The organism is Methylotenera sp., from assembly GCF_013141425.1.
GTDB lineage: Bacteria > Pseudomonadota > Gammaproteobacteria > Burkholderiales > Methylophilaceae > Methylotenera.
On sequence record NZ_JABFRA010000019.1, the window covers coordinates 1 to 19949 of the forward strand.

At 46.5% G+C, this 19949-nt stretch carries 17 protein-coding genes; all 17 read left to right on the forward strand.

Annotation, left to right across the window (positions count from 1 at the left end):
* Positions 1-458 (forward strand): 16S rRNA (cytosine(1402)-N(4))-methyltransferase RsmH (gene rsmH, locus HOO90_RS01675; protein WP_292838817.1); only part of this gene is annotated, 458 nt, incomplete at its 5' end.
* Positions 455-811, forward strand: a complete 357-nt coding sequence (ftsL, locus tag HOO90_RS01680; RefSeq protein ID WP_292838819.1) for a cell division protein FtsL — start codon at positions 455-457, stop codon at positions 809-811. The genes rsmH and ftsL, both read left to right, overlap by 4 nt.
* Positions 811-2571 carry a penicillin-binding protein 2 gene (locus HOO90_RS01685; RefSeq protein ID WP_292838821.1) on the forward strand — a complete coding sequence of 587 codons (1761 nt, stop codon included), beginning with the start codon at positions 811-813 and terminating at the stop codon, positions 2569-2571. Before ftsL ends, HOO90_RS01685 begins: the two co-directional genes overlap by 1 nt.
* Positions 2568-4031 (forward strand): UDP-N-acetylmuramoyl-L-alanyl-D-glutamate--2,6-diaminopimelate ligase, encoded by a 1464-nt coding sequence (locus HOO90_RS01690; RefSeq protein ID WP_292838823.1) that lies wholly within the window; start codon positions 2568-2570, stop codon positions 4029-4031. Before HOO90_RS01685 ends, HOO90_RS01690 begins: the two co-directional genes overlap by 4 nt.
* Entirely contained in the window at positions 4028-5434 is a 1407-nt protein-coding gene (murF, locus tag HOO90_RS01695) for a UDP-N-acetylmuramoyl-tripeptide--D-alanyl-D-alanine ligase (RefSeq protein WP_292838825.1), read from the forward strand. The genes HOO90_RS01690 and murF overlap by 4 nt, the downstream gene beginning before the upstream one ends.
* Complete coding sequence (gene mraY / locus HOO90_RS01700) at positions 5434-6537, forward strand: phospho-N-acetylmuramoyl-pentapeptide-transferase (protein ID WP_292838827.1); 1104 nt, start codon at positions 5434-5436, stop codon at positions 6535-6537. Before murF ends, mraY begins: the two co-directional genes overlap by 1 nt.
* Before the next feature lie 13 nt (positions 6538-6550).
* Positions 6551-7921 (forward strand): UDP-N-acetylmuramoyl-L-alanine--D-glutamate ligase, encoded by a 1371-nt coding sequence (gene murD / locus HOO90_RS01705; RefSeq protein WP_292838829.1) that lies wholly within the window; start codon positions 6551-6553, stop codon positions 7919-7921.
* The gene (ftsW, locus tag HOO90_RS01710) at positions 7918-9081 is read left to right on the forward strand and encodes a putative lipid II flippase FtsW (protein ID WP_292838831.1); all 1164 of its coding nucleotides are present in this window, start codon (positions 7918-7920) and stop codon (positions 9079-9081) included. The genes murD and ftsW overlap by 4 nt, the downstream gene beginning before the upstream one ends.
* A complete protein-coding gene (gene murG / locus HOO90_RS01715) occupies positions 9078-10163 on the forward strand; it encodes an undecaprenyldiphospho-muramoylpentapeptide beta-N-acetylglucosaminyltransferase (protein WP_292838833.1) in 1086 nt (361 codons plus the stop codon). The genes ftsW and murG overlap by 4 nt, the downstream gene beginning before the upstream one ends.
* 12 nt (positions 10164-10175) lie before the next feature.
* Positions 10176-11585 carry a UDP-N-acetylmuramate--L-alanine ligase gene (gene murC, locus HOO90_RS01720; protein WP_292838835.1) on the forward strand — a complete coding sequence of 470 codons (1410 nt, stop codon included), beginning with the start codon at positions 10176-10178 and terminating at the stop codon, positions 11583-11585.
* Positions 11585-12493 (forward strand): UDP-N-acetylmuramate dehydrogenase, encoded by a 909-nt coding sequence (murB, locus tag HOO90_RS01725; protein WP_292838837.1) that lies wholly within the window; start codon positions 11585-11587, stop codon positions 12491-12493. The genes murC and murB overlap by 1 nt, the downstream gene beginning before the upstream one ends.
* A complete protein-coding gene (locus tag HOO90_RS01730) occupies positions 12490-13425 on the forward strand; it encodes a D-alanine--D-alanine ligase (protein ID WP_292838839.1) in 936 nt (311 codons plus the stop codon). The genes murB and HOO90_RS01730 overlap by 4 nt, the downstream gene beginning before the upstream one ends.
* Positions 13415-14206, forward strand: coding sequence for a cell division protein FtsQ/DivIB (locus tag HOO90_RS01735; protein ID WP_292838841.1), 792 nt, complete (start codon positions 13415-13417; stop codon positions 14204-14206). Before HOO90_RS01730 ends, HOO90_RS01735 begins: the two co-directional genes overlap by 11 nt.
* Positions 14207-14287: 81 nt before the next feature.
* Positions 14288-15526: a cell division protein FtsA gene (ftsA, locus tag HOO90_RS01740; RefSeq protein ID WP_292838843.1), complete on the forward strand. Its 1239-nt coding sequence runs from the start codon at positions 14288-14290 to the stop codon at positions 15524-15526.
* Between the two features lie 108 nt (positions 15527-15634).
* Positions 15635-16807, forward strand: coding sequence for a cell division protein FtsZ (ftsZ, locus tag HOO90_RS01745; RefSeq protein WP_292838845.1), 1173 nt, complete (start codon positions 15635-15637; stop codon positions 16805-16807).
* 152 nt (positions 16808-16959) lie between these two features.
* Positions 16960-17889 carry a UDP-3-O-acyl-N-acetylglucosamine deacetylase gene (lpxC, locus tag HOO90_RS01750; RefSeq protein WP_292838847.1) on the forward strand — a complete coding sequence of 310 codons (930 nt, stop codon included), beginning with the start codon at positions 16960-16962 and terminating at the stop codon, positions 17887-17889.
* An 88-nt stretch (positions 17890-17977) separates the two neighbouring features.
* Positions 17978-19927, forward strand: a complete 1950-nt coding sequence (locus tag HOO90_RS01755; RefSeq protein WP_292838849.1) for a transglycosylase SLT domain-containing protein — start codon at positions 17978-17980, stop codon at positions 19925-19927.
* Positions 19928-19949: the final 22 nt, after the last annotated feature.

The following is a 19949-nucleotide window of genomic DNA, read 5'->3' on the forward strand; positions in this document are numbered from 1 at the left end:
AGCAGATTGCAAGGGCGATTATTACGGAGCGCAATGACGGGCGCGCCATCACCACTACAGGGCAACTTGCCAAGGTCGTGGCAGGGGCAGTCACGCGGTTTGAGCCAGGGCAGAACCCCGCAACGCGTACATTTCAAGCTTTACGGATTTTCGTCAATCAAGAGCTTGAGGAGTTATCGCTAACCATGCCGCAGTGCTTGGCTTTGTTGGCGCCACAGGGTCGATTAGCTGTGATTAGTTTTCACTCGCTAGAAGATCGTATTGTGAAGCAGTTTATTCGTGATCAAGCGAATCGCGATGACTTGCCTGCTAACTTTCCTGTGCGTGCGGCAGATTTGCCACAGCCAAAAATGGTCAACGTTGGCAAGGTGGTTAAGTCAAGCGCTAAAGAAATTAAAGTCAATCCGCGTTCAAGAAGTGCGGTGTTGCGCGTGGCGGAAAGAACGAGCGTAGCATGACACGCTTAAACCTCATTTTGTTTTTTGCCTTGATGTTATCTGCCCTGGGGTTGGTGAATTCTCAGCATAAGGCACGCAACCTCTACATTGAGCTTGAGCGTAGCAACCAAGCCGCGAAGCAGATTGAATTGGAATACGGGCAGTTGCAGCTTGAGCAAAGTACTTGGGCGATGCATTCACGCATTGAGAAGATTGCGGCAACGCAAATGCAGATGCAGGTGCCAGATGCTAAGCGAGTGCAAGTGGTATCGCCTAACCAGACCGAATCAGCGCAGGCCATTGGCGAGCAATCTAATCAGGCGATAGTAACTATTACTAAACAAGAAAAGCCGCAACATGGAGATGCGCAATAATGGCATTTCATCCTTTTATGCGCTCATCAGTGAATACGCAGGTAATTGTTAAGTTGCCAGCTTGGCGCCGCCGTTTACTGTTGATTGCCGTATTGCTAGGGTTCGCTGCTTTGTTGGGGCGCAGTATTTACTTGCAAGGGATACATAAAAAGTTTTTGCAAGATAAAGGCGATGCGCGATATAGTCGAAATCTAGTCTTAACTTCGCAGCGCGGTAAAATTACTGATAGGAATGGCGAATTGTTGGCAATTAGCACGCCTGTGGAGTCTGTTTGGGCAAGTCCGCCAGATGTGCAGATAGATGCAGCACAAACCAAGCAAGTGGCAGAATTGTTAAATCTAAAACTTGATGCAGTAAAGAAAAAATTAGCCAATAGTGAACGCGAATTCGTTTATTTAAAGCGCCGTATTTCACCTGAGCTGGCAGCAAAAGTAATGAAACTTGGCGTATCGGGTGTCGATTTGCAACGCGAATACAAGCGTTATTACCCAGCTGGTGAAGTAACAGCACATCTGGTTGGTTTTACTGGGCCGGGGGATAAGGGTGCGGGTGATCGTGGCCTTGAGGGTTTTGAATTGGAAAAAAACACTTCACTCTCAGGTGTAGATGGAAGCCGCCGGGTGATTAAAGATCGTTCTGGCCATATTATTGAAGATTTGCAAGCTGTCAAAGTTCCGCAAGATGGTCGTGACGTGGCTTTGTCAATCGATCTGAGAATCCAGTATATCGCACACCGCGAATTAGCCAGAGCGGTTGCGGCACACAAGGCGCAGGCAGGGGCAGTGGTTGTGCTGGATGCAAAAACTGGTGAAGTGCTTGCGATGGCCAATGTGCCGACATACAACCCTAATAATCCAGTGAATATCAAAGGTAAAACACGTAACCGCGCCATTGTTGATACGTTTGAGCCAGGATCAACATTAAAATCAGTAATCGCGGCCGCTGGATTGGAATCCGGTAAATTCACGCCAGAAACTAAAATTCAAACCGCCCCTGGGCACTTTAGTATTGGTCCTGCCACCATTCATGATTCACATCCGCAGGGAATATTGACGGTTGCTGAGGTGATTCAGAAATCTTCAAACGTTGGTGCCTCAAAAATTGCACTGGCCTTGGATCGACAGTTTATGTGGAATATTTACAATGAACTGGGGCTGGGCCACGTTGAGGGTATAGGTTTTCCAGGTGAGGCCTCGGGTAGATTGCGCCCTTATAAAACCTGGCGCCCAATTGAGCAGGCGACCATGTCGTTTGGTCACGGTATTAGTGTCACGCTGCTACAGTTGGCGAGGTTATACACCGTCTTTGCCAATGAGGGCGAATTGCGCCCTGTTTCCTTATTGAAGTTGGCCGAGATACCTGTCGGCCAGCAAGTGTTTTCTGCTGTCACCGCAAACCATGTAAAAGATATGTTGGAGCTTGTAGTGCAACCTGGCGGTACCGCTGTGAAAGCGCAGGTGTTGGGCTATCGCGTGGGCGGTAAAACTGGAACGGCACATAAGTTGGGTGACCATGGTTATTTGGATGACAAATACGTGGCCTCGTTTGTCGGATTAGCGCCAGCGTCTGACCCACGATTTATTATTGCGGTGATGATTGATGAGCCAAGTAATGGTGCTTATTACGGCGGTACAGTAGCGGCTCCAGTGTTTAGCACTATCATGGCTGATACCTTACGTTTGTTTGCGGTGCCACAAGATGCGCCGAATAACAATGTAGTACTCGAAGGCAATGATGAAGATGTTAAGGAGGGAATATGAGTATTCTCGCCTCTTTAAATCAAATATTCACATCCATTACGGCCGATAGCCGAAAAGTGCAGGTGGGTTCGCTATTTTTGGCGTATCCAGGCGCGCATAGCGATGGCCGTGATTATATCGCACAGGCCATACAGGCCGGTGCAACGGCAGTAATATGGGAGCAGAAGAACTTTGCTTGGCATGATGCTTGGCAGTTAGACAATATTGCAGTAAATGACTTAAAACAGCAGGCGGGTCTGATTGCTGCGGAATATTACCAAAATCCATCTAAGCAATTAACCATGGTAGGTGTGACTGGTACTAATGGTAAAACTTCTGTAAGCCAGTGGGTTGCACAATGCCTGACCTTACTCAGTACAAAAACCGCGGTGTTAGGCACGATAGGCAATGGTTTTATCGGCGCGCAAACAGAGGCGGTAAACACCACGCCAGATGCAATTTTATTACAAGGCATGTTGGCTGACTATGTTGCCCAGCAGGCCAAAGCTGTCGTGATGGAAGTGTCTTCGCACGGCTTGGATCAAGGGCGGGTGAATGGTGTGGCATTTGATATTGCCGTACTGACCAATTTGAGCCGTGACCATCTCGATTATCACGGCACCATGGAGGCTTATGGTGAATCTAAGCAAAAATTATTCACTTGGGATGACTTAAGTGCGGCCATTGTGAATGTGGATGATGCGTTCGGTATTGCCTTAGCGGATTCACTAAAAGCACAGGGCAAAAAATATACAAGCTATGGACTAGATACGCTAGCCAACCAAGTGGCCGATGTGCAAGGTAGTCGCTTGAAATTGCACGATGCAGGCTTAACGATGCAGGTAGTTACTGCGCAAGGGACTGCCCTACTGACCGCGCCAGTATTAGGCCGGTTTAATGCGTATAACGTACTGGCCGTTTTAGCCACTTTATTAGCCCTCAACGTGACTTTGGCCGATGCGGTAGAAGTCATTGCCAACATTAAGCCCGTGCATGGACGTATGCAACAGTTTGGCGGCGGCGCTTTGCCGCTAGTAGTGATTGATTATGCCCACACGCCAGACGCGTTAGAAAAGGTATTAAGTACCTTGAAAGAGCAAGCCAAAGGTCGCCTGATTTGCGTGTTTGGTTGCGGCGGAGATCGTGATGCAGGCAAGCGTCCCTTGATGGGTGAGATTGCCTCACAACTTGCTGATTCAGTGATCGTGACCAGTGATAATCCGCGCCATGAGGACCCTGAGACCATTATTAATGACATTGTCAGCACGTTGCCGGCTGGCTATTTACTTGAAGCAGATCGCACAAAGGCCATTCATCGAGCTGTGCAGTTGGCTAAGTCAGGCGATATTGTATTGTTGGCAGGCAAGGGCCATGAGAACTATCAAGAAATCGCTGGTGTGAAATACCCGTTTGATGATGCGCTAATTGCACAGGCGGCGTTGAAAAATCACCCAAATTTTAGCGCGAGGGCTTCCGCATGATGAAATTTTCTGAAGCCGCAAGCGCCATGCAAGCCAAACTTCAAGGTAACGATGCCGTGTTTAGCAGTGTCGGTACCGATAGCCGCAACGTAAGCAAGGGTCAGTTGTTTGTTGCGCTAAAAGGTGAAAATTTTGATGGTCACGACTATGCAGCACAAGCCTTAGCACAAGGGGCGGCGGCAGTGTTGGTATCAAATCCAAATCTAGGGATTGAACCTGCGCTAGTGGTTGAAGATACTTATCTAGCTTTGGGTGCATTAGCTAGTTATTGGCGTGCAAAGTTCGCTATTCCCGTAATTGCGATTACTGGAAGTAACGGCAAGACCACGGTTAAAGAGATGATTTTGGCAATTTTAGTAGCCAAGGCTGGCCGTGAAAATGCGGTGCATGCTACCGTTGGAAATCTAAATAACCACATTGGCCTGCCGCTAACCTTACTTAAGTTGCATACAGATCATCAATTCTCAGTGCTTGAAATGGGCATGAGTCATTTAGGTGAAATCGAATATTTAAGCCGTATCGCCAAGCCGACAGTGGCCGTAATTAACAACGCAGGTACAGCGCATATTGGCGAAGTGGGTTCGCGTGAGAATATTGCCAAAGCGAAAGGTGAGATATTTGCAGGGTTGGATGCGTTAGGCGTAGCGGTTATTAATGCGGATGATGCCTATGCTGATTATTGGATTGGGCTGAATTCAGCAAGAAACGTGCTGACATTTAGCCTAAAAAATGCAGCTGACGTGACGGCGACATATGTTGAACATGAGAATTTAAGTCAAATTAATTTAACCACCAGACAAGGCACGGTGAGTTTTAGTTTGGCTGTATTAGGCGCGCACAACATAAGTAATGCAGTCGCTGCCAGCGCGGTTGCAGTTGCATTGGGGGTATCTAACGCCGATATAGCGAGCGGTCTTAGTAGTTTTGGCGGCGTAAAAGGTCGATTGCAACGCAAAGCAGGATTAAATGGCGCCAAACTTATTGATGATACTTATAACGCGAATCCAGATTCAATGCGCGCCGCGATTGATGTATTGGCTCAGCAAGCGGGTGAGAAACTACTCGTGCTTGGCGACATGGGTGAGTTAGGGGCGAATGCAAAAAATATGCATGCAGAAATTGGCAAATATGCAAAGGCCGCAGGTTTAAAACACTTGTTTTGTTTGGGCGAATTAAGTACAGAAATGGCGCGTGCATTTGGTGCTGGTGCTTCTCACTACGCCACGCCGGAGGATCTTGTGGCGGTGGTAGAGCCATTAATGATTGAAAATACAACCGTATTGGTGAAAGGCTCACGCTTTATGAAAATGGAGCGTGTTATTGACTTGTTAGAGGCGAAATCAGGTGCTGTAGCATCCATAATTGCATCTGACCTACAAAAAATACAAAGGGAGGATCAATAATGTTACTCGAGCTGGCTCGTTGGTTAGCACACGATGTTCGTGGTTTTCATGTGTTTAATTACATTACTTTGCGCGCGGTCTTAGCTACGTTAACGGCCTTGGCGATCTCATTCATCGCTGGTCCGAGCATGATTCGTAAACTCACCGAGTACAAAGTCGGACAAGCCGTGCGTGATGATGGCCCACAAACGCATCTCATTAAAACCGGCACTCCAACCATGGGGGGCGCATTGATACTGGTAGCAATTGCCATATCAACCTTACTTTGGGCAGATTTAAGTAATCGGTTTGTGTGGGTCGTGTTAGTGACTACGCTTGGCTTTGGTGCAGTTGGCTGGGTAGATGATTATCGTAAAGTAGTGCATCGCAATCCTAAAGGCCTGTCCGCAAAAGCTAAGTTTTTCTGGCAAAGCCTGATTGGTTTGGCGGTCGCTGTATTTTTGTACAAAACTTCAGTCACCGTTGTGGAAACCACGTTAATTGTCCCCTTCTTCAAGACGCTGGTACTGCCGCTTAGTGCAATAGGCTTCATTGTGTTGACTTATTTAGTAGTGGTGGGAAGCAGTAATGCGGTGAATTTAACGGATGGCTTAGATGGTTTGGCCATTCTACCAACGGTGATGGTAGCCAGTGCTTTGGGCATTTTTGCTTACGTCGCCGGGCATTTGTATTTCTCAAAATACCTCGGTGTGCCCTATGTGGCGGGAGCAGGTGAACTCATGGTCTTTTGCGCAGCGATGGCAGGTGCTGGTTTAGGCTTTCTATGGTTTAACGCTTATCCAGCCGAAGTGTTTATGGGAGATGTCGGCGCATTAGCGTTGGGCGCTGCCTTGGGTATTGTGGCGGTGATTGTAAGGCAAGAGATTATATTGTTCATTATGGGCGGTGTATTTGTAGTTGAGACGTTTTCAGTGGCCGCGCAAGTCCTGTACTTCAAATATACCAAGAAGAAGTATGGAGTTGGTCGACGCATTTTCTTAATGGCGCCCTTACACCATCACTACGAAGAAAAAGGCTGGAAAGAAACGCAAGTCGTGGTGCGCTTTTGGATTATCAGCATGATGTTGGTGTTGGTTGGGTTAGCCAGTTTGAAATTGAGATGACGATTAAATAACCATGAAAACTGTCTTAAAAGACAAAAAAGTACTCGTGCTAGGCCTTGGTGATACAGGCTTATCAGCTTTGCGCTGGCTTGCAGTGCAGGGAGCACGTTTGTCTGTGGCAGATACGCGTGAAAATCCGCCAGGCTTGGATGCATTGAAAGCAGAATTGCCACAAGTGCAAATTTACACTGGCGCATTTCAAGCGAGTACTTTTGCAGGTGTAGATTTAGTAGTAGCTAGTCCTGGTGTGCCGCTGAGCGAGCATGAAATTCAAGCGGCAATTGCACGTGGAACCCCTGTGGTGGGCGACGTTGAATTATTTGCGCAATATCGCTCCAGCAGTTCTAAGGTGATTGCTATTACTGGGGCGAATGGCAAAACCACAGTAACAACATTGGTCGGCGAAATCTGCAAAGCTGCCGGTTTAAAAACCATTGTAGCTGGCAATATCGGGTTACCAGTCCTAGATGCACTTGGCCTGCAAACACCAGATGTTTACGTGCTGGAGCTATCCAGTTTTCAACTGGAAACCACCAGCAGTTTGCAAGTGGATGCGGCTAGCATGCTCAATCTTTCTGAAGATCACATGGATAGATATACAAGCTTTCAAGATTACGCAATCGCGAAAGCACGTATTTTTTACAACGCCAAGTTGCAAGTGTTGAATCGCGATGACGCCTGGAGCATGTTAATGGCGCGTCCTAAGTTGGCACAAGTGACATTTGGGCTATCTAATGAAGCTGATGAAAACTCATATGGTCTGAAGCAAGTGGACGGTGAAACATGGTTGTGCGAAGGTAACAAAGAGCTGATTAACATCCAAGATTTAAAAATTGTCGGATTGCACAATGCCGCGAATGCACTCGCGGCAGTCGCCTTGTGTCGTGGCATTGGGATTGATTACCCGCACATCATTCAAACCTTATATAACTTTAAAGGCTTACCCCACCGTGTCGAATGGGTTGCTACTATCGATGAGGTTGATTATTACGATGACTCAAAAGGCACTAACGTTGGTGCGACTTGTGCGGCACTCTCAGGCTTGGCGCAAAAAGTAGTGCTTATTGCTGGTGGAGATGGCAAAGGCCAGGATTTTTCACCCTTGCAAGAGGTGGTTGCTGAGAATGCGCGGGCGGTGGTGTTAATTGGCCGCGATGCGCCTTTGATTGAAGCTGTATTGTTGCAAACAGGCATTCCCATGTATCAGGCAATTGACCTGCCAGAAGCCGTGAATATTGCCAAAAAAATTGCTCATACAGGCGATGCGGTATTACTGTCACCCGCTTGTGCAAGCTTTGATATGTTTAAAAATTATGTGCACCGTGCAGAAGTTTTTGTGCAAGCCGTCAAGGCCTTAGAGGCTTTAGAAAAGGCAAGCGCATGATAACCACCATGCTTAATCGCGAACGCATCAATTCGCCAAATTATGACCAAGGTTTGTTGTGGGTGGTGTTGTGCTTGCTCGGCATTGGTTTGGTCATGGTGTATTCCGCATCCATCGCCATTGCAGAGGCTGATAAAGGCGTAGGTCATAACAGTAGTTATTATTTGACGCATCAGGTTGTTTTTATGCTTGTTGGGCTCACTGCAGCGTTTGTAGCCTTTAATGTGCCGATTGCTTGGTGGCAAAAAATGGCACCTTATTTATTTTTATTCGGCTTAGTGCTGTTGGTGCTGGTGCTCATTCCTGGTATTGGCCTTAAAGCGGGTGGCAGTCGCCGTTGGTTAAAGCTATTTGTAGTAAATCCGCAGCCTTCGGAATTTATGAAATTATTTGCTGCCATCTACGTGGCAGATTACACCGTACGTAAGGCGGCTGTGATGCAAAGCTTTAGGCACGGCTTCTTGCCAATGTTAATTGTGATGCTGCTGGTTGGCGGCTTGCTACTTCGCGAACCAGATTTTGGTGCATTTGCAGTGATTGCCGCGATTTCCATTTCCATTTTATGGTTGGGCGGCATTAATGGTCGAATTTTTGCGGGTTTATTGATTTTACTGGTGGTGGGTTTTGTGTTCCTAATTTGGAGTTCGCCTTACCGGTTGGAGCGAGTGATTGGCTTTATGGATCCATGGGCAGACCCTTACGGCAAAGGTTATCAGCTCTCGCATGCGCTAATCGCGTTTGGTCGTGGCGAATGGTTTGGTGTAGGCTTGGGTGCCAGTGTTGAGAAGCTGCTGTATTTGCCAGAAGCGCATACTGACTTTTTGTTGGCAGTAGTGGCTGAGGAGCTAGGATTTGTTGGGGTGTTAACTGTGATTGGCTTGTTTGTTTGGATCGTGATTCGTGCGTTTGGCATTGCAAAAGAAGCAATTGCTAATGAGCGCTACTTTGCTGCTTTGCTTTCACAGGGTTTGGGCGTTTGGATGGGTGTGCAAGGCATTATTAATATGGGGGTGAATATGGGTCTGTTGCCTACCAAAGGGCTGACTTTGCCACTACTGTCATTTGGCGGTAGCGGCATATTAGCGAATTGCGTTGCTATGGCCATCATCCTCAGAATTGATTTTGAGAATAGACGACTACAAAAGGGCCTGCCAGCATGAATCTTGCCCTAATAAAATCAAGTAAAACCTTAATGGTCATGGCTGGCGGCACGGGTGGCCACGTCTATCCAGCCATGGCGGTGGCAGATAACTTAAAAGCGAAGGGTTGGAAAATCGTCTGGCTGTGTACAGAAGGAGGCATGGAAAACCGCTTGATTGAGAATAGTGGCTATGAAAAAGCCATGATTACCATGCAAGGTGTGCGCGGTAAGGGTTGGCTAGACTGGGTCTTGTTGCCAGTAAAATTAGTAAAAGCCTGTGCACAGAGCGCTGCAGCTATTCGGCTACATCAGCCAAACGTGGTGTTAGGTATGGGTGGCTTTGCCGCTTTCCCAGGTGGTTTGATGGCAAAGTTGCTTGGCAAGCCATTAGTGATTCATGAGCAAAATTCTATTGCAGGCTTAACCAATAAAGTATTGGCAAAATTCGCAACACGCGTATTGGCGGCATTCCCGGCGGCGTTTGCTGGCAAAGCGCAGTTGGTTGGTAATCCAGTAAGGGCAGATATTGCGAATGTAGTCGCGCCAGAAGTACGTTTTTCTACCCGTACAGGCGCACTACGCTTGTTGGTTGTAGGGGGAAGTTTAGGCGCACAAGCTTTGAACGAGGTGATTCCGCAAGCCTTAGCAAAGCTTCCTGTCGGGCAACGTCCGCAAGTGGTGCATCAGGCGGGAGTAAAACACATTGAGGCTTTAAAACAAAATTATGAAAGTGCTGCCGTTGCGGCGGAATCAAAAGCCTTTATTGATGATATGGCAAGCCTGTATGCATGGGCTGATTTTATTATTTGCCGCTCAGGGGCACTCACGGTGGCCGAAGTTTCAGCCGTAGGTTTGGGTTCGCTCATGGTGCCATTTCCATTTGCGGTGGATGACCACCAAACCACCAACGCCTTGTATTTGGTTGATAGTGGTGCAGCATTTTTAGTGCAGCAACAAGCGCTAAGTGTTGATAAGTTGGTGAATATTCTGAGTGAATTAACTCGCGAAACATGTTTAGAAATGGCAATAAAAGCGCGTGTATTAGGTAAGCCCGAGGCCACAGAAAACGTGGCAAATAATTGTATAGAAGTTGCACTTTAGAGATTAAATACCATGAAGCATAAAGTCAAAAACATACATTTTGTTGGCATTGGTGGCTCAGGCATGAGCGGCATAGCAGAGGTGCTTATTAATTTAAACTTTACAGTAACGGGTTCAGATTTAGCATCGAATGCCACTACACAACGTTTAGTTGCGTTCGGGGCAACCGTGTATCAGGGACACGGGGCAGAAAATGTTAAGGATGCGGATGTGGTGGTCGTTTCTTCAGCCGTAAATGAAGCGAATCCTGAAGTTAAGGCCGCACGAGCCAGAAATATCCCGGTGGTACCACGGGCACTGATGTTGGCAGAATTGATGCGTTTTAGGCAGGGGATTGCAGTGGCTGGTACGCATGGAAAAACCACGACGACCAGTCTGATCGCCAGTATATTAGCCGAGGCGGGCATGGATCCGACCTTTGTCATTGGTGGCAAGTTGGAGGCGGCAAATGCCAATGCCAAGCTTGGTACGGGCGAATACATCGTGGCAGAAGCGGATGAATCCGATGCGTCATTCTTGCATTTGACCCCAGTAATGGCCGTGGTGACGAATATCGATCAAGATCACATGGACACTTACGAACATAGCTTTGAAAAACTTAAAAGTGCATTTGTTGAGTTTCTACAACAATTGCCGTTCTGGGGCATGGCAGTCGTTTGTTTGGATGATGCCAATATTCGTGAAATTTTACCGCGCATTACAAAACCCGTGATGACCTACGGCTTCAGTGAAGATGCGCGTGTGCGTGCAACAAAAGTTCGCGCAGATGATGGAAAGATGCATTTCACCGTACAGCGAATCAACGGGGTGACCACAGAATTTGATGTGACACTGAACTTGCCAGGCAACCATTATGTGTTAAATGCTCTTGCTGCTATCGCGATTGCCAGTGAACTAGATGTACCAGATGCGGCGATTATTAAAGCGTTGAAAGAATTTAAAGGAGTAGGAAGACGTTTTGAGCGTTACGGAGAGATTGCCGCCAAGACAGGTGGAAAATTCACCTTAATTGATGACTATGGCCATCATCCGGTGGAAATGCAGGCAGTGATAGCGGCCGCACGGGCCGCATTCCCAGCCCGACGATTAGTCATGGCCTTTCAGCCGCATCGCTACACGCGTACGCGAGATTGTTTTGAAGATTTCGTTCGCGTGCTATCAAGCGCAGATGTGCTATTGCTGACAGAAGTTTATTCAGCGGGCGAAGCGCCCATTGTGGCGGCCGATACGCGTTCACTCATTAGATCCATTCGAGTGGCAGGCAAAATAGAGCCGCTGTTTGTAGAAACGACTGACTGTTTACCAGAGGCAATTCTAAATGTAGCACAAGCCGACGATGTGGTCATTGTCATGGGTGCAGGTTCGATTGGACATGTAGCAGAAAATACTAGAGCGCTGGCAAATGGAGCAGTAGCAAAGTAATGAGTAAAACTAGGCAAAATTTGGCTGGAGAAGTACAAGGAAACTTGCTTGTAGATGAGCCGATGGCTCGCTACACAAGTTGGCGCGTGGGTGGTAAAGCAGATCAACTTTACATACCCGCTGGGCTAGAAGATTTACGTACGTTTTTAAAGAATCTAGATACAGGTGCGCCAGTTTATTTTGTGGGTTTGGGGTCCAATTTATTAGTGCGTGATGGCGGCATACGCGGCACCGTCATTATTATGCATAACGTGTTGACAACACTAAAAATAGAAGGCGCCCTGATCTATGCTGAAGCTGGCGTAACTTGCGGAAAGTTAGCAAAATTCTGCGCTAAGCAAAGCAAACAAGGGGCAGAGTTTTTTGCAGGCATCCCTGGCACCTTAGGTGGGGCGTTGGCGATGAATGCAGGCTGCTATGGCACTGAGACATGGAATGTGGTGAATAGCGTCACAACCATTAACAAACAAGGTGAACTGCACAAACGTGCGGCCAATGAATTCCTAGCCAGTTATCGCCATGTGGATATGCCAGTGGTGGATGAATGGTTTGTGGCAGCTTGGTTGGATTTGCAAATTGGCGACGCCGAAGAGTCGACACAAAGAATTAAAGATTTATTAGCCACCAGACTAGCTTCGCAGCCACTAAATCTGCCAAGCGCGGGTTCGACCTTTAGAAACCCAGCAGGTGATTTTGCCGCAAGACTGATTGAGGTGAGTGGGCTAAAAGGCTACAAGATTGGTGGTGCGCAAGTTTCAGAAAAACATGCCAATTTTATTGTGAATACTGGGAATGCCACTGCGCAGAATATTGAACAACTGATTAAACATATGCGTGACACCGTATTGGAAAAACAAGGCGTTGCCTTGCAGCAAGAAGTGAAAGTGATTGGGGAATATTTATCGTGAGTATAACGCTCAATAAAAAATTTGGGAAAGTGGCAGTCTTGCTAGGTGGAAAATCGGGTGAGCGTGAAGTCTCGCTGAAGAGCGGTGCAGCCGTATTGAAGGCTTTACAAGCGCAGGGTATTGATGCGCATGGCTTTGACCCGCGCGATAAGCCTGTACATGATTTGGAAGCATTTGACCGCGTATTCATTAACTTACATGGTCGTTTTGGTGAAGATGGTTGCATGCAGGGCGCGCTCGAAATGCTACATCTTCCTTACACAGGCAGCGGCGTCATGGCATCGGCTATTGGCATGGATAAATGGCGCACCAAATTATTGTGGCGCGCCATGAATGTAGTCACGCCTGATTTTGAGTTAGTGACTGCAACGAGTGACTTTGCCGAAATAGAAAAGCGCTTGGGGCTGCCTTTATTTGTCAAGCCTGCCAATGAAGGTTCGAGCATTGGTATTAGTAAAGTAAAAGCAGCGGGTGGATTAGAGGCTGCTTACAAGATTGCTGCCGAGGCTGATCCATTGGTGATTGCTGAAAAATTTGTCGGCGGGGGCGAATATACCGTAGGCATTATTGCGGATGGTAAAGGCGACTTTAAGGCCTTGCCGATAATTCGCATTGTGCCAAAAAATGAATTCTATGATTACGAAGCCAAATACCTGCGTGATGATACCGAGTATTTGTGCCCATGCGGACTGGGCGCCGAAAAAGAACAGCAAATTCAGAAGGAAGCCTTGTTGGCCTTTAAAGCGGTGGGTTGCAGAGGCTGGGGACGTGTGGATTTTTTAATGGACGAAGCGGGCAATCATTATTTTTTAGAGCTCAACACAAGTCCAGGTATGACCGATCATAGCCTTGTGCCAATGGCAGCAAAAGCTGCAGGCATTAGTTTTGAACAGCTAGTTGTGCGAATTTTGGAGTCTGCCGATGTGGGATAAACCTACATTGCTAAATTGGACGGCGAACCTACTATTTGCTTTGAGCGTAGTAGTGATGTTGTATTCGGCCTTGTATGTGGTGGTGCATTTGCCAATATTCCCTTTGCGTGAAGTTAAAGTGGAAGGTCAGTTAAGCCATGTAAATCGTGAACAGGTGAAATTGATTGTGGCCAGACATTTAAAAGGAAATTTCTTTACTTTGGATTTGATTAAGGCGCGCGATGCGTTTGAAAAATTACCTTGGGCACGCAGTGTAAGTGTGCGCCGTCGTTGGCCTGATAAGTTAGAAGTTGTGATTGAAGAGCACCAAGCTTTGGCACGCTGGGGCACTATTGCTTTAGTGAATACCCACGGCGAGTTGTTTCATGCGGCATCGGGCAGTGAATTGCCTATGTTTTACGGACCTGGCGACGGCGTAATTGAAGTGGCATCACAATTTACTGAGTTTAGTAAGACATTAAAGAATGCAGATTTAGAAATCGCTAGCTTGGCTTTAACGCCGAGACGTGCCTGGCAAATTACCACCACTGGCGGCATGGTGGTAGAGCTTGGGCGAGTAGAAATGCAACGCCGATTAGTAAAATTTGTCAGTGTCTACCGCAATACAATTGCGGCATTGAATATGAAAGTGATGTACGCCGATTTGCGTTATCCCAATGGATTTGCAGTACGTAAACCAGTGGAAGCGAAGCCCGCTGCTGAAGTGAAAAACACCACTACAGGCGAAGTTAAATTAAACAGCACTAAAACCTTGGGTACATTAAAACCAGTGAGAACATAATCTGAGCATGTATAAAGCGTATTACTTAAAAACATTATTAGTATAGACATAACCGTGTGATAAACGCGGAGGGAGTAAGCCATGAGTAGAGTTAAAGAAGATAAAAATTTGATTGTCGGTCTGGATATAGGGACCTCAAAAATTGTGGCAATTGTGGCTGAACTACAGCCTGAAGGCACAGTTAAGGTCATTGGCCTTGGTCAGCACGTATCGCGTGGTTTGAAAAAAGGTGTAGTGATAAATATTGAATCAACTATGCAATCGATACAGCGTGCGCTGGAAGAAGCAGAGCTGATGGCGGATTGCAAAATCAACAATGTTTATACGGGCATTGCGGGCAGTCATATCAAGAGTCTAAATTCGCACGGCATGGTAAAAATTAAAGATGCAGAAGTTTCGCAAATGGATGTGGACCGTGTAATCGAAACCGCGCGTGCCATTGCATTGCCAGCAGATCAGCAGATTCTACATATTCTTACACAAGAATTTATCATCGACGGACAGGAGGATGTACGCGAGCCGCTTGGTATGAGCGGGATGAAGTTGGAAGTGAAAGTACATATTGTGACTGGCGCAGTGGCGGCAGCACAAAATATCGTGAAATGCATCAAGCGTTGTGGCATTGAAGTGAGCGATTTGATATTGCAGCCTTTAGCTTCAAGTTTGGCCGTACTTACTGAAGATGAAAAAGAGTTAGGGGTTTGTTTGGTCGATATAGGCGGTGGAACAACGGATATCGCCGTATTCAAACAAGGCGCAATTCGTCACACCGCCGTGGTGCCGATTGCGGGCGATCAAATGACCAATGACGTGGCGGTGGCATTTCGCACGCCAACACAATCTGCAGAGGATATCAAGATCAAGCATGGCTGCGCATTACGCCAATTAGCCGATGCCCGAGAGATAGTAGAAGTGCCAGGCGTCGATGGACGCGAGCCACGTCAATTATCCGTGCAGACTTTAGCGGAAGTACTAGAGCCGCGTGTTGTGGAGTTATATGAATTAGTGCTTAACGAACTGCGTCGCAGTGGCATGGAAGAAATGATTGCTTCAGGTATCGTCATTACTGGCGGGTCTGCCATGATGCGTGGCATGGTGGAATTGGGTGAGGAGATATTCCACATGCCAGTACGCATGGGCCTGCCGCGTTATGTTGGCGGATTGTCCGAGGTAGTCAGCAATCCACGATATGCAACAGGGGTGGGTTTGGTATTGATGGGTAAACAGCAGTTAGAACGCCATATTAGTGGGCAATTGGAATCAGGCTCACTCGGCAGGATTTTAGAAAGAATGAAGAGTTGGTTTCAAGGAAATTTTTAGCTATGTTGCTTTTAAAACAGCGGCTTTAAAGGATTAGTAAGTATTAAGTAGGCAGTTTAGGCAGAAGTAAATAGGCAGTAGTATCAATTAAAAAAGAGGAGAAATTAAATGTTTGAAATTATGGAAAAAAACTCTCAAGAAGCCGTGATTAAGGTGATTGGGGTAGGCGGTTGCGGTGGTAACGCCGTTGCACACATGATAGAAAAAAATGTGGGAGGTGTTGAGTTTATTTGCGCAAATACAGATATGCAGGCATTGAAAAAAAGCCAGGCAAAAACAGTCTTGCAAATGGGTGTGGCGATGACTAAAGGTTTGGGTGCGGGTGCTAGACCTGAAATCGGTCGCGAGGCAGCATTTGAAGATCGCGATGCAATTGCCGAGTTGATTGATGGCGCCGATATGTTGTTTATCACTGCAGGTATGGGCGGTGGAACCGGTACAGGTGCGGCGCCTGTGATTGCACAAATCGCTAAAGAAATGGGTATTTTGACAGTGGCTGTAGTCACCAAACCATTCGCTTTTGAAGGTAAGCGCACTAAAGTTGCAACGGATGGCTTGGAAGAGTTGTCAAAATACGTGGATTCTCTGATTGTGATTCCTAACGAAAAGTTAATGGAAGTATTGGGCGAAGATGTACCCTTTTTAGAAGCGTTCAGAGCGGCTAATGATGTGTTGCATAATGCGGTTTCTGGCATTGCTGAAATTATTAATTGCCCTGGGCTAGTGAACGTTGACTTTGCTGATGTACGCACTGTGATGTCTGAAATGGGCATGGCGATGATGGGTTCAGCGATCGCAAGTGGGCCAGATCGTGCGCGTATCGCCGCAGAACAAGCGGTGGCGAGTCCATTGCTAGAAGATGTCAACCTTGCAAATGCTCGTGGCGTTTTGGTGAATATCACCACTTCAGCTTCTTTCAAAATGAAAGAATATTATGACGTGATGAATACTATTAAAGCATTTACAGCCGATGATGCAACAGTGATTGTAGGTAACGTGTTTGATGAAGCAATGGGCGATGGCCTGCGCGTGACAATGGTAGCCACTGGATTAACAGGTGCGCAACGCCGTCAGCAAAAACCAGAGTTGCGCGTAATGACACAAGAGATTGTGCGTAACGGAACAACGAATCAGCCAATGTTTGTCGGTGGAAATATGGATGAAGATGATGCACCACAAGTGTTTGGCTCAAATAGCCGCCGTGCGCAGGTGGAAGCTATGAAAATGTCAGGGATGGAAGAATACGATATTCCTGCATTTTTACGCAATCAAGCGGATTAATCGCTTGGTAATGGCATTAATAAACCAATTTAATGCTTACTTTGTTGAGGATGTCGTCAAGCTGGCGGTAGTAAGTAAATGCATAAATATGCTACTATTTGCTTGATTAGTAAGGTAAATATTGATTTGCAATTTAGGAATGTTAACCATTGATGTTAAAGCAACGTACATTAAAAAAAGCGACTAGCGCCACTGGCGTTGGCTTGCACAACGGCGAAAAGGTTACTCTTACCCTTCGACCAGCTGCGGCCGATACTGGCATTGTTTTCAGACGGGTTGATCTGCCTCAACCCAATGAAATCTTAGCGACTCCTGACGCAGTACATGACACCCGCATGTGCTCGGCGTTAGAGGCCAATGGCGCACGTGTTGCTACTGTTGAACATATCATGTCAGCATTGGCTGGCTTAGGTGTGGACAATGTTTATATTGATGTTGATGCCTCAGAAATTCCGATTATGGATGGTAGCTCGGGCCCCTTTGTTTTCTTATTGCAAGAAGCGGGCGTTGTGGAGCAGACTGCCGCTAAAAAATTCATACGTGTTTTAAAGACGGTTGAAGTGATTGAAGGTGATAAATGGGTGCGGTTTGAGCCATATCAAGGATTTAAGATTGATTTCACTATTCATTTTAATCATCCCGTGTTCGAGCATTCTGGTTGCAATGTGAAAATTGACTTCGCTAGAGATTCCTATATTAAAGAAATAAGTCGTGCGCGTACCTTTGGCTTTATGCACGAAGTAGAGTACTTGCGCTCAAATGGCTTAGCGCGTGGCGGTAGTTTAGATAACGCCATTGTTTTAGACGAATATCGTGTCATTAACGCAGATGGTTTGCGCTATGACGATGAGTTTGCAAAACATAAGGTACTTGATGCGATTGGTGATTTGTACATGCTGGGACACCCGATTTTAGGCGCTTTTTTTGCTTACAAATCTGGTCATGCGTTGAATAACCAGTTGATTCGAGCTCTACTGCAAGATGAATCAGCTTGGGAATATGCAACTTTTGAAAAACAAGAAGATGCGCCAGATGTATTCTTGGCACAAGAAAACTCATTGTTCCCAGAGCCAGTTTATTAACAGCTTGCTTTAGATTCCTGAATTGAGTGGATTTAGAGTTGTTGTATAAAACTATAATGGTAAGTAATTTATTAAAAAGGGGCGTTCTATGAATTTTACTCGCCTTCTATTCGCGTTTGTAGCCATCGCGTTATCCACACAGGCGTATGCCTTATCTGATCAAACTTTGTTTCAGCATGCGCGGCAAGCTTATGCGGCAAAAAATGAAATCGCCTTATCTGAAGATGTCAGTCAACTAAATACCCAGCAATATATTCTCGCGCCGTATGCCGATTATTGGCTGATGCTACTAAAGCTCGACCAAGCGAGAGATGAAGAAGTACAGAACTTTATAGCACAATATGTCGACATGCCTTTTGCAGACCGCGTTCGTGGTGAATGGCTAAAAAAACTGGCAAAACAGCAAAACTGGGATTCGTTTTTTGCAGAACACGCGCTTTTTCAGCGTGAAGATGCTGCTGTGCAATGTTATGCACTGTATGGGCATCGACTGCTTAATGATTTAGAGGTGACTAGCCAAGTTAAAGAACTATGGCTTACGAGCGTTGACCTGCCGAGTAACTGTAATCAATTATTTGATGAATTACAAAAAACAGGTGAATTAAGTAATGAGGATATTTGGGCTAGATTCAGATTGGCGCTACACGATGGAAAGTTGAGTTTAGCTAAAAGTGTGTTTGCACGATTGCCGCATTCGGATGATGCTAACCTCAAATTGCTTGACCGTGCTTATCAGTCACCACAGTTGGTTTTAGATAAAAAATTAGTTTCATTCAAAACGAAATATGGCACGGAGCTTAATCTATATGCTATTGACCGGCTAGCGCGCAATAATATTGAATCCGCTATTAGCACCCTAAAAAAGCTACAGAGTCAGATTGATCCTGAAAATAGAAGTTTTGCTTGGGGTCGTGTAGCCTATCACGCCGCACGCAAACATTATCCGCAGGCGCTTGATTTTTATGCACTGGCAGACGGTGCAAACTTGGATAAAGAACAATTGGCTTGGCAAGTGCGCGCGGCACTGCGCGCTCAAGACTGGGTGACTGTTCAGGCAGCAATTTTGCAGATGCCGAGCAAGCAACAAGAAGAGGCTGTTTGGCGTTATTGGCTAGCACGATCATATAGAGAGGCGGGCGAAGTTGGAATTGCCAATTCGATATTTGGCAAACTTTCTACTGAGCGGCATTTTTATGGCTGGCTGGCAGCCGAAGAACTTGAAAGTATAATGAGTAGTTCGGCCATCGATTACAAGTTGACGGATGTTGAAGTGACGGCAATCGCCAGTCAGCCTGAAATCAAGCGCGCGCTTGAGTTGCAGCGTTTAGACATGCGCTGGGAAGCAAAGGCGGAGTGGGCTTGGGCAACACGCCACTATGATGATAAGCAATTATTGGCGGCTGCCGAATATGCGTTGCGTCAAAAGTGGTACGACATTGCTATCAGTACCGCAGATAACACCAAATACGTGCATAATTTCAATTTGCGCTATCCGACACCGTACCGTGATTTTTTCAAAAAATATGCGGCTAATGTTGATCTCGACGAAGCTTGGGTTTATGGCATTACGCGTCAAGAAAGCCGCTTTATGCACTATGCTAAATCGGGCGTAGGCGCGTCGGGCTTAATGCAGTTGATGCCAGCCACGGCTAAGTGGGTGGCAAAGCGCAAGGGCGTGAATGGCTATAATAATACGATGATTCATGATTTAAGCACTAATGTGGAGTTCGGTACCTATTACATGCGCTACACCTTAGACTTGATGGGTGGTCAGGCAGTGATGGCAACTGCGGGCTATAACGCTGGGCCGAGCCGCGCAAAGCGTTGGCAGGCAAGTGAGCCGCTTGAGGCCGCCATTTACATTGAGAGCATCCCGTTTACCGAAACTCGACTATACGTACAAAAAGTCATGGCGAATGCGCAGCTTTATGCTCCGCGCGTGGACGCTAAAATACAAACGCTAAAATCGCGCTTAGGTACGATACCTGGCAGTGGCAAGCCAGAAATCATCAGTGAAGATAATCCAGAAACCGAATAGTTTTTAAAAATTGAATGTTAAA

Excerpts from the sequence above, each read along its gene's own strand:
- ftsA (WP_292838843.1), top strand. The coding sequence starts at position 14,288 with ATGAGTAGAGTTAAAGAAGATAAAAATTTGATTGTCGGTCTGGATATA.
- lpxC (WP_292838847.1), top strand. The coding sequence starts at position 16,960 with ATGTTAAAGCAACGTACATTAAAAAAAGCGACTAGCGCCACTGGCGTT.
- murC (WP_292838835.1), top strand. The coding sequence starts at position 10,176 with ATGAAGCATAAAGTCAAAAACATACATTTTGTTGGCATTGGTGGCTCA.
- murD (WP_292838829.1), top strand. The coding sequence starts at position 6,551 with ATGAAAACTGTCTTAAAAGACAAAAAAGTACTCGTGCTAGGCCTTGGT.
- HOO90_RS01735 (WP_292838841.1), top strand. The coding sequence starts at position 13,415 with ATGTGGGATAAACCTACATTGCTAAATTGGACGGCGAACCTACTATTT.
- mraY (WP_292838827.1), top strand. The coding sequence starts at position 5,434 with ATGTTACTCGAGCTGGCTCGTTGGTTAGCACACGATGTTCGTGGTTTT.
- ftsZ (WP_292838845.1), top strand. The coding sequence starts at position 15,635 with ATGTTTGAAATTATGGAAAAAAACTCTCAAGAAGCCGTGATTAAGGTG.
- murF (WP_292838825.1), top strand. The coding sequence starts at position 4,028 with ATGATGAAATTTTCTGAAGCCGCAAGCGCCATGCAAGCCAAACTTCAA.
- HOO90_RS01690 (WP_292838823.1), top strand. The coding sequence starts at position 2,568 with ATGAGTATTCTCGCCTCTTTAAATCAAATATTCACATCCATTACGGCC.
- ftsL (WP_292838819.1), top strand. The coding sequence starts at position 455 with ATGACACGCTTAAACCTCATTTTGTTTTTTGCCTTGATGTTATCTGCC.
- ftsW (WP_292838831.1), top strand. The coding sequence starts at position 7,918 with ATGATAACCACCATGCTTAATCGCGAACGCATCAATTCGCCAAATTAT.
- murG (WP_292838833.1), top strand. The coding sequence starts at position 9,078 with ATGAATCTTGCCCTAATAAAATCAAGTAAAACCTTAATGGTCATGGCT.
- murB (WP_292838837.1), top strand. The coding sequence starts at position 11,585 with ATGAGTAAAACTAGGCAAAATTTGGCTGGAGAAGTACAAGGAAACTTG.
- HOO90_RS01685 (WP_292838821.1), top strand. The coding sequence starts at position 811 with ATGGCATTTCATCCTTTTATGCGCTCATCAGTGAATACGCAGGTAATT.
- HOO90_RS01755 (WP_292838849.1), top strand. The coding sequence starts at position 17,978 with ATGAATTTTACTCGCCTTCTATTCGCGTTTGTAGCCATCGCGTTATCC.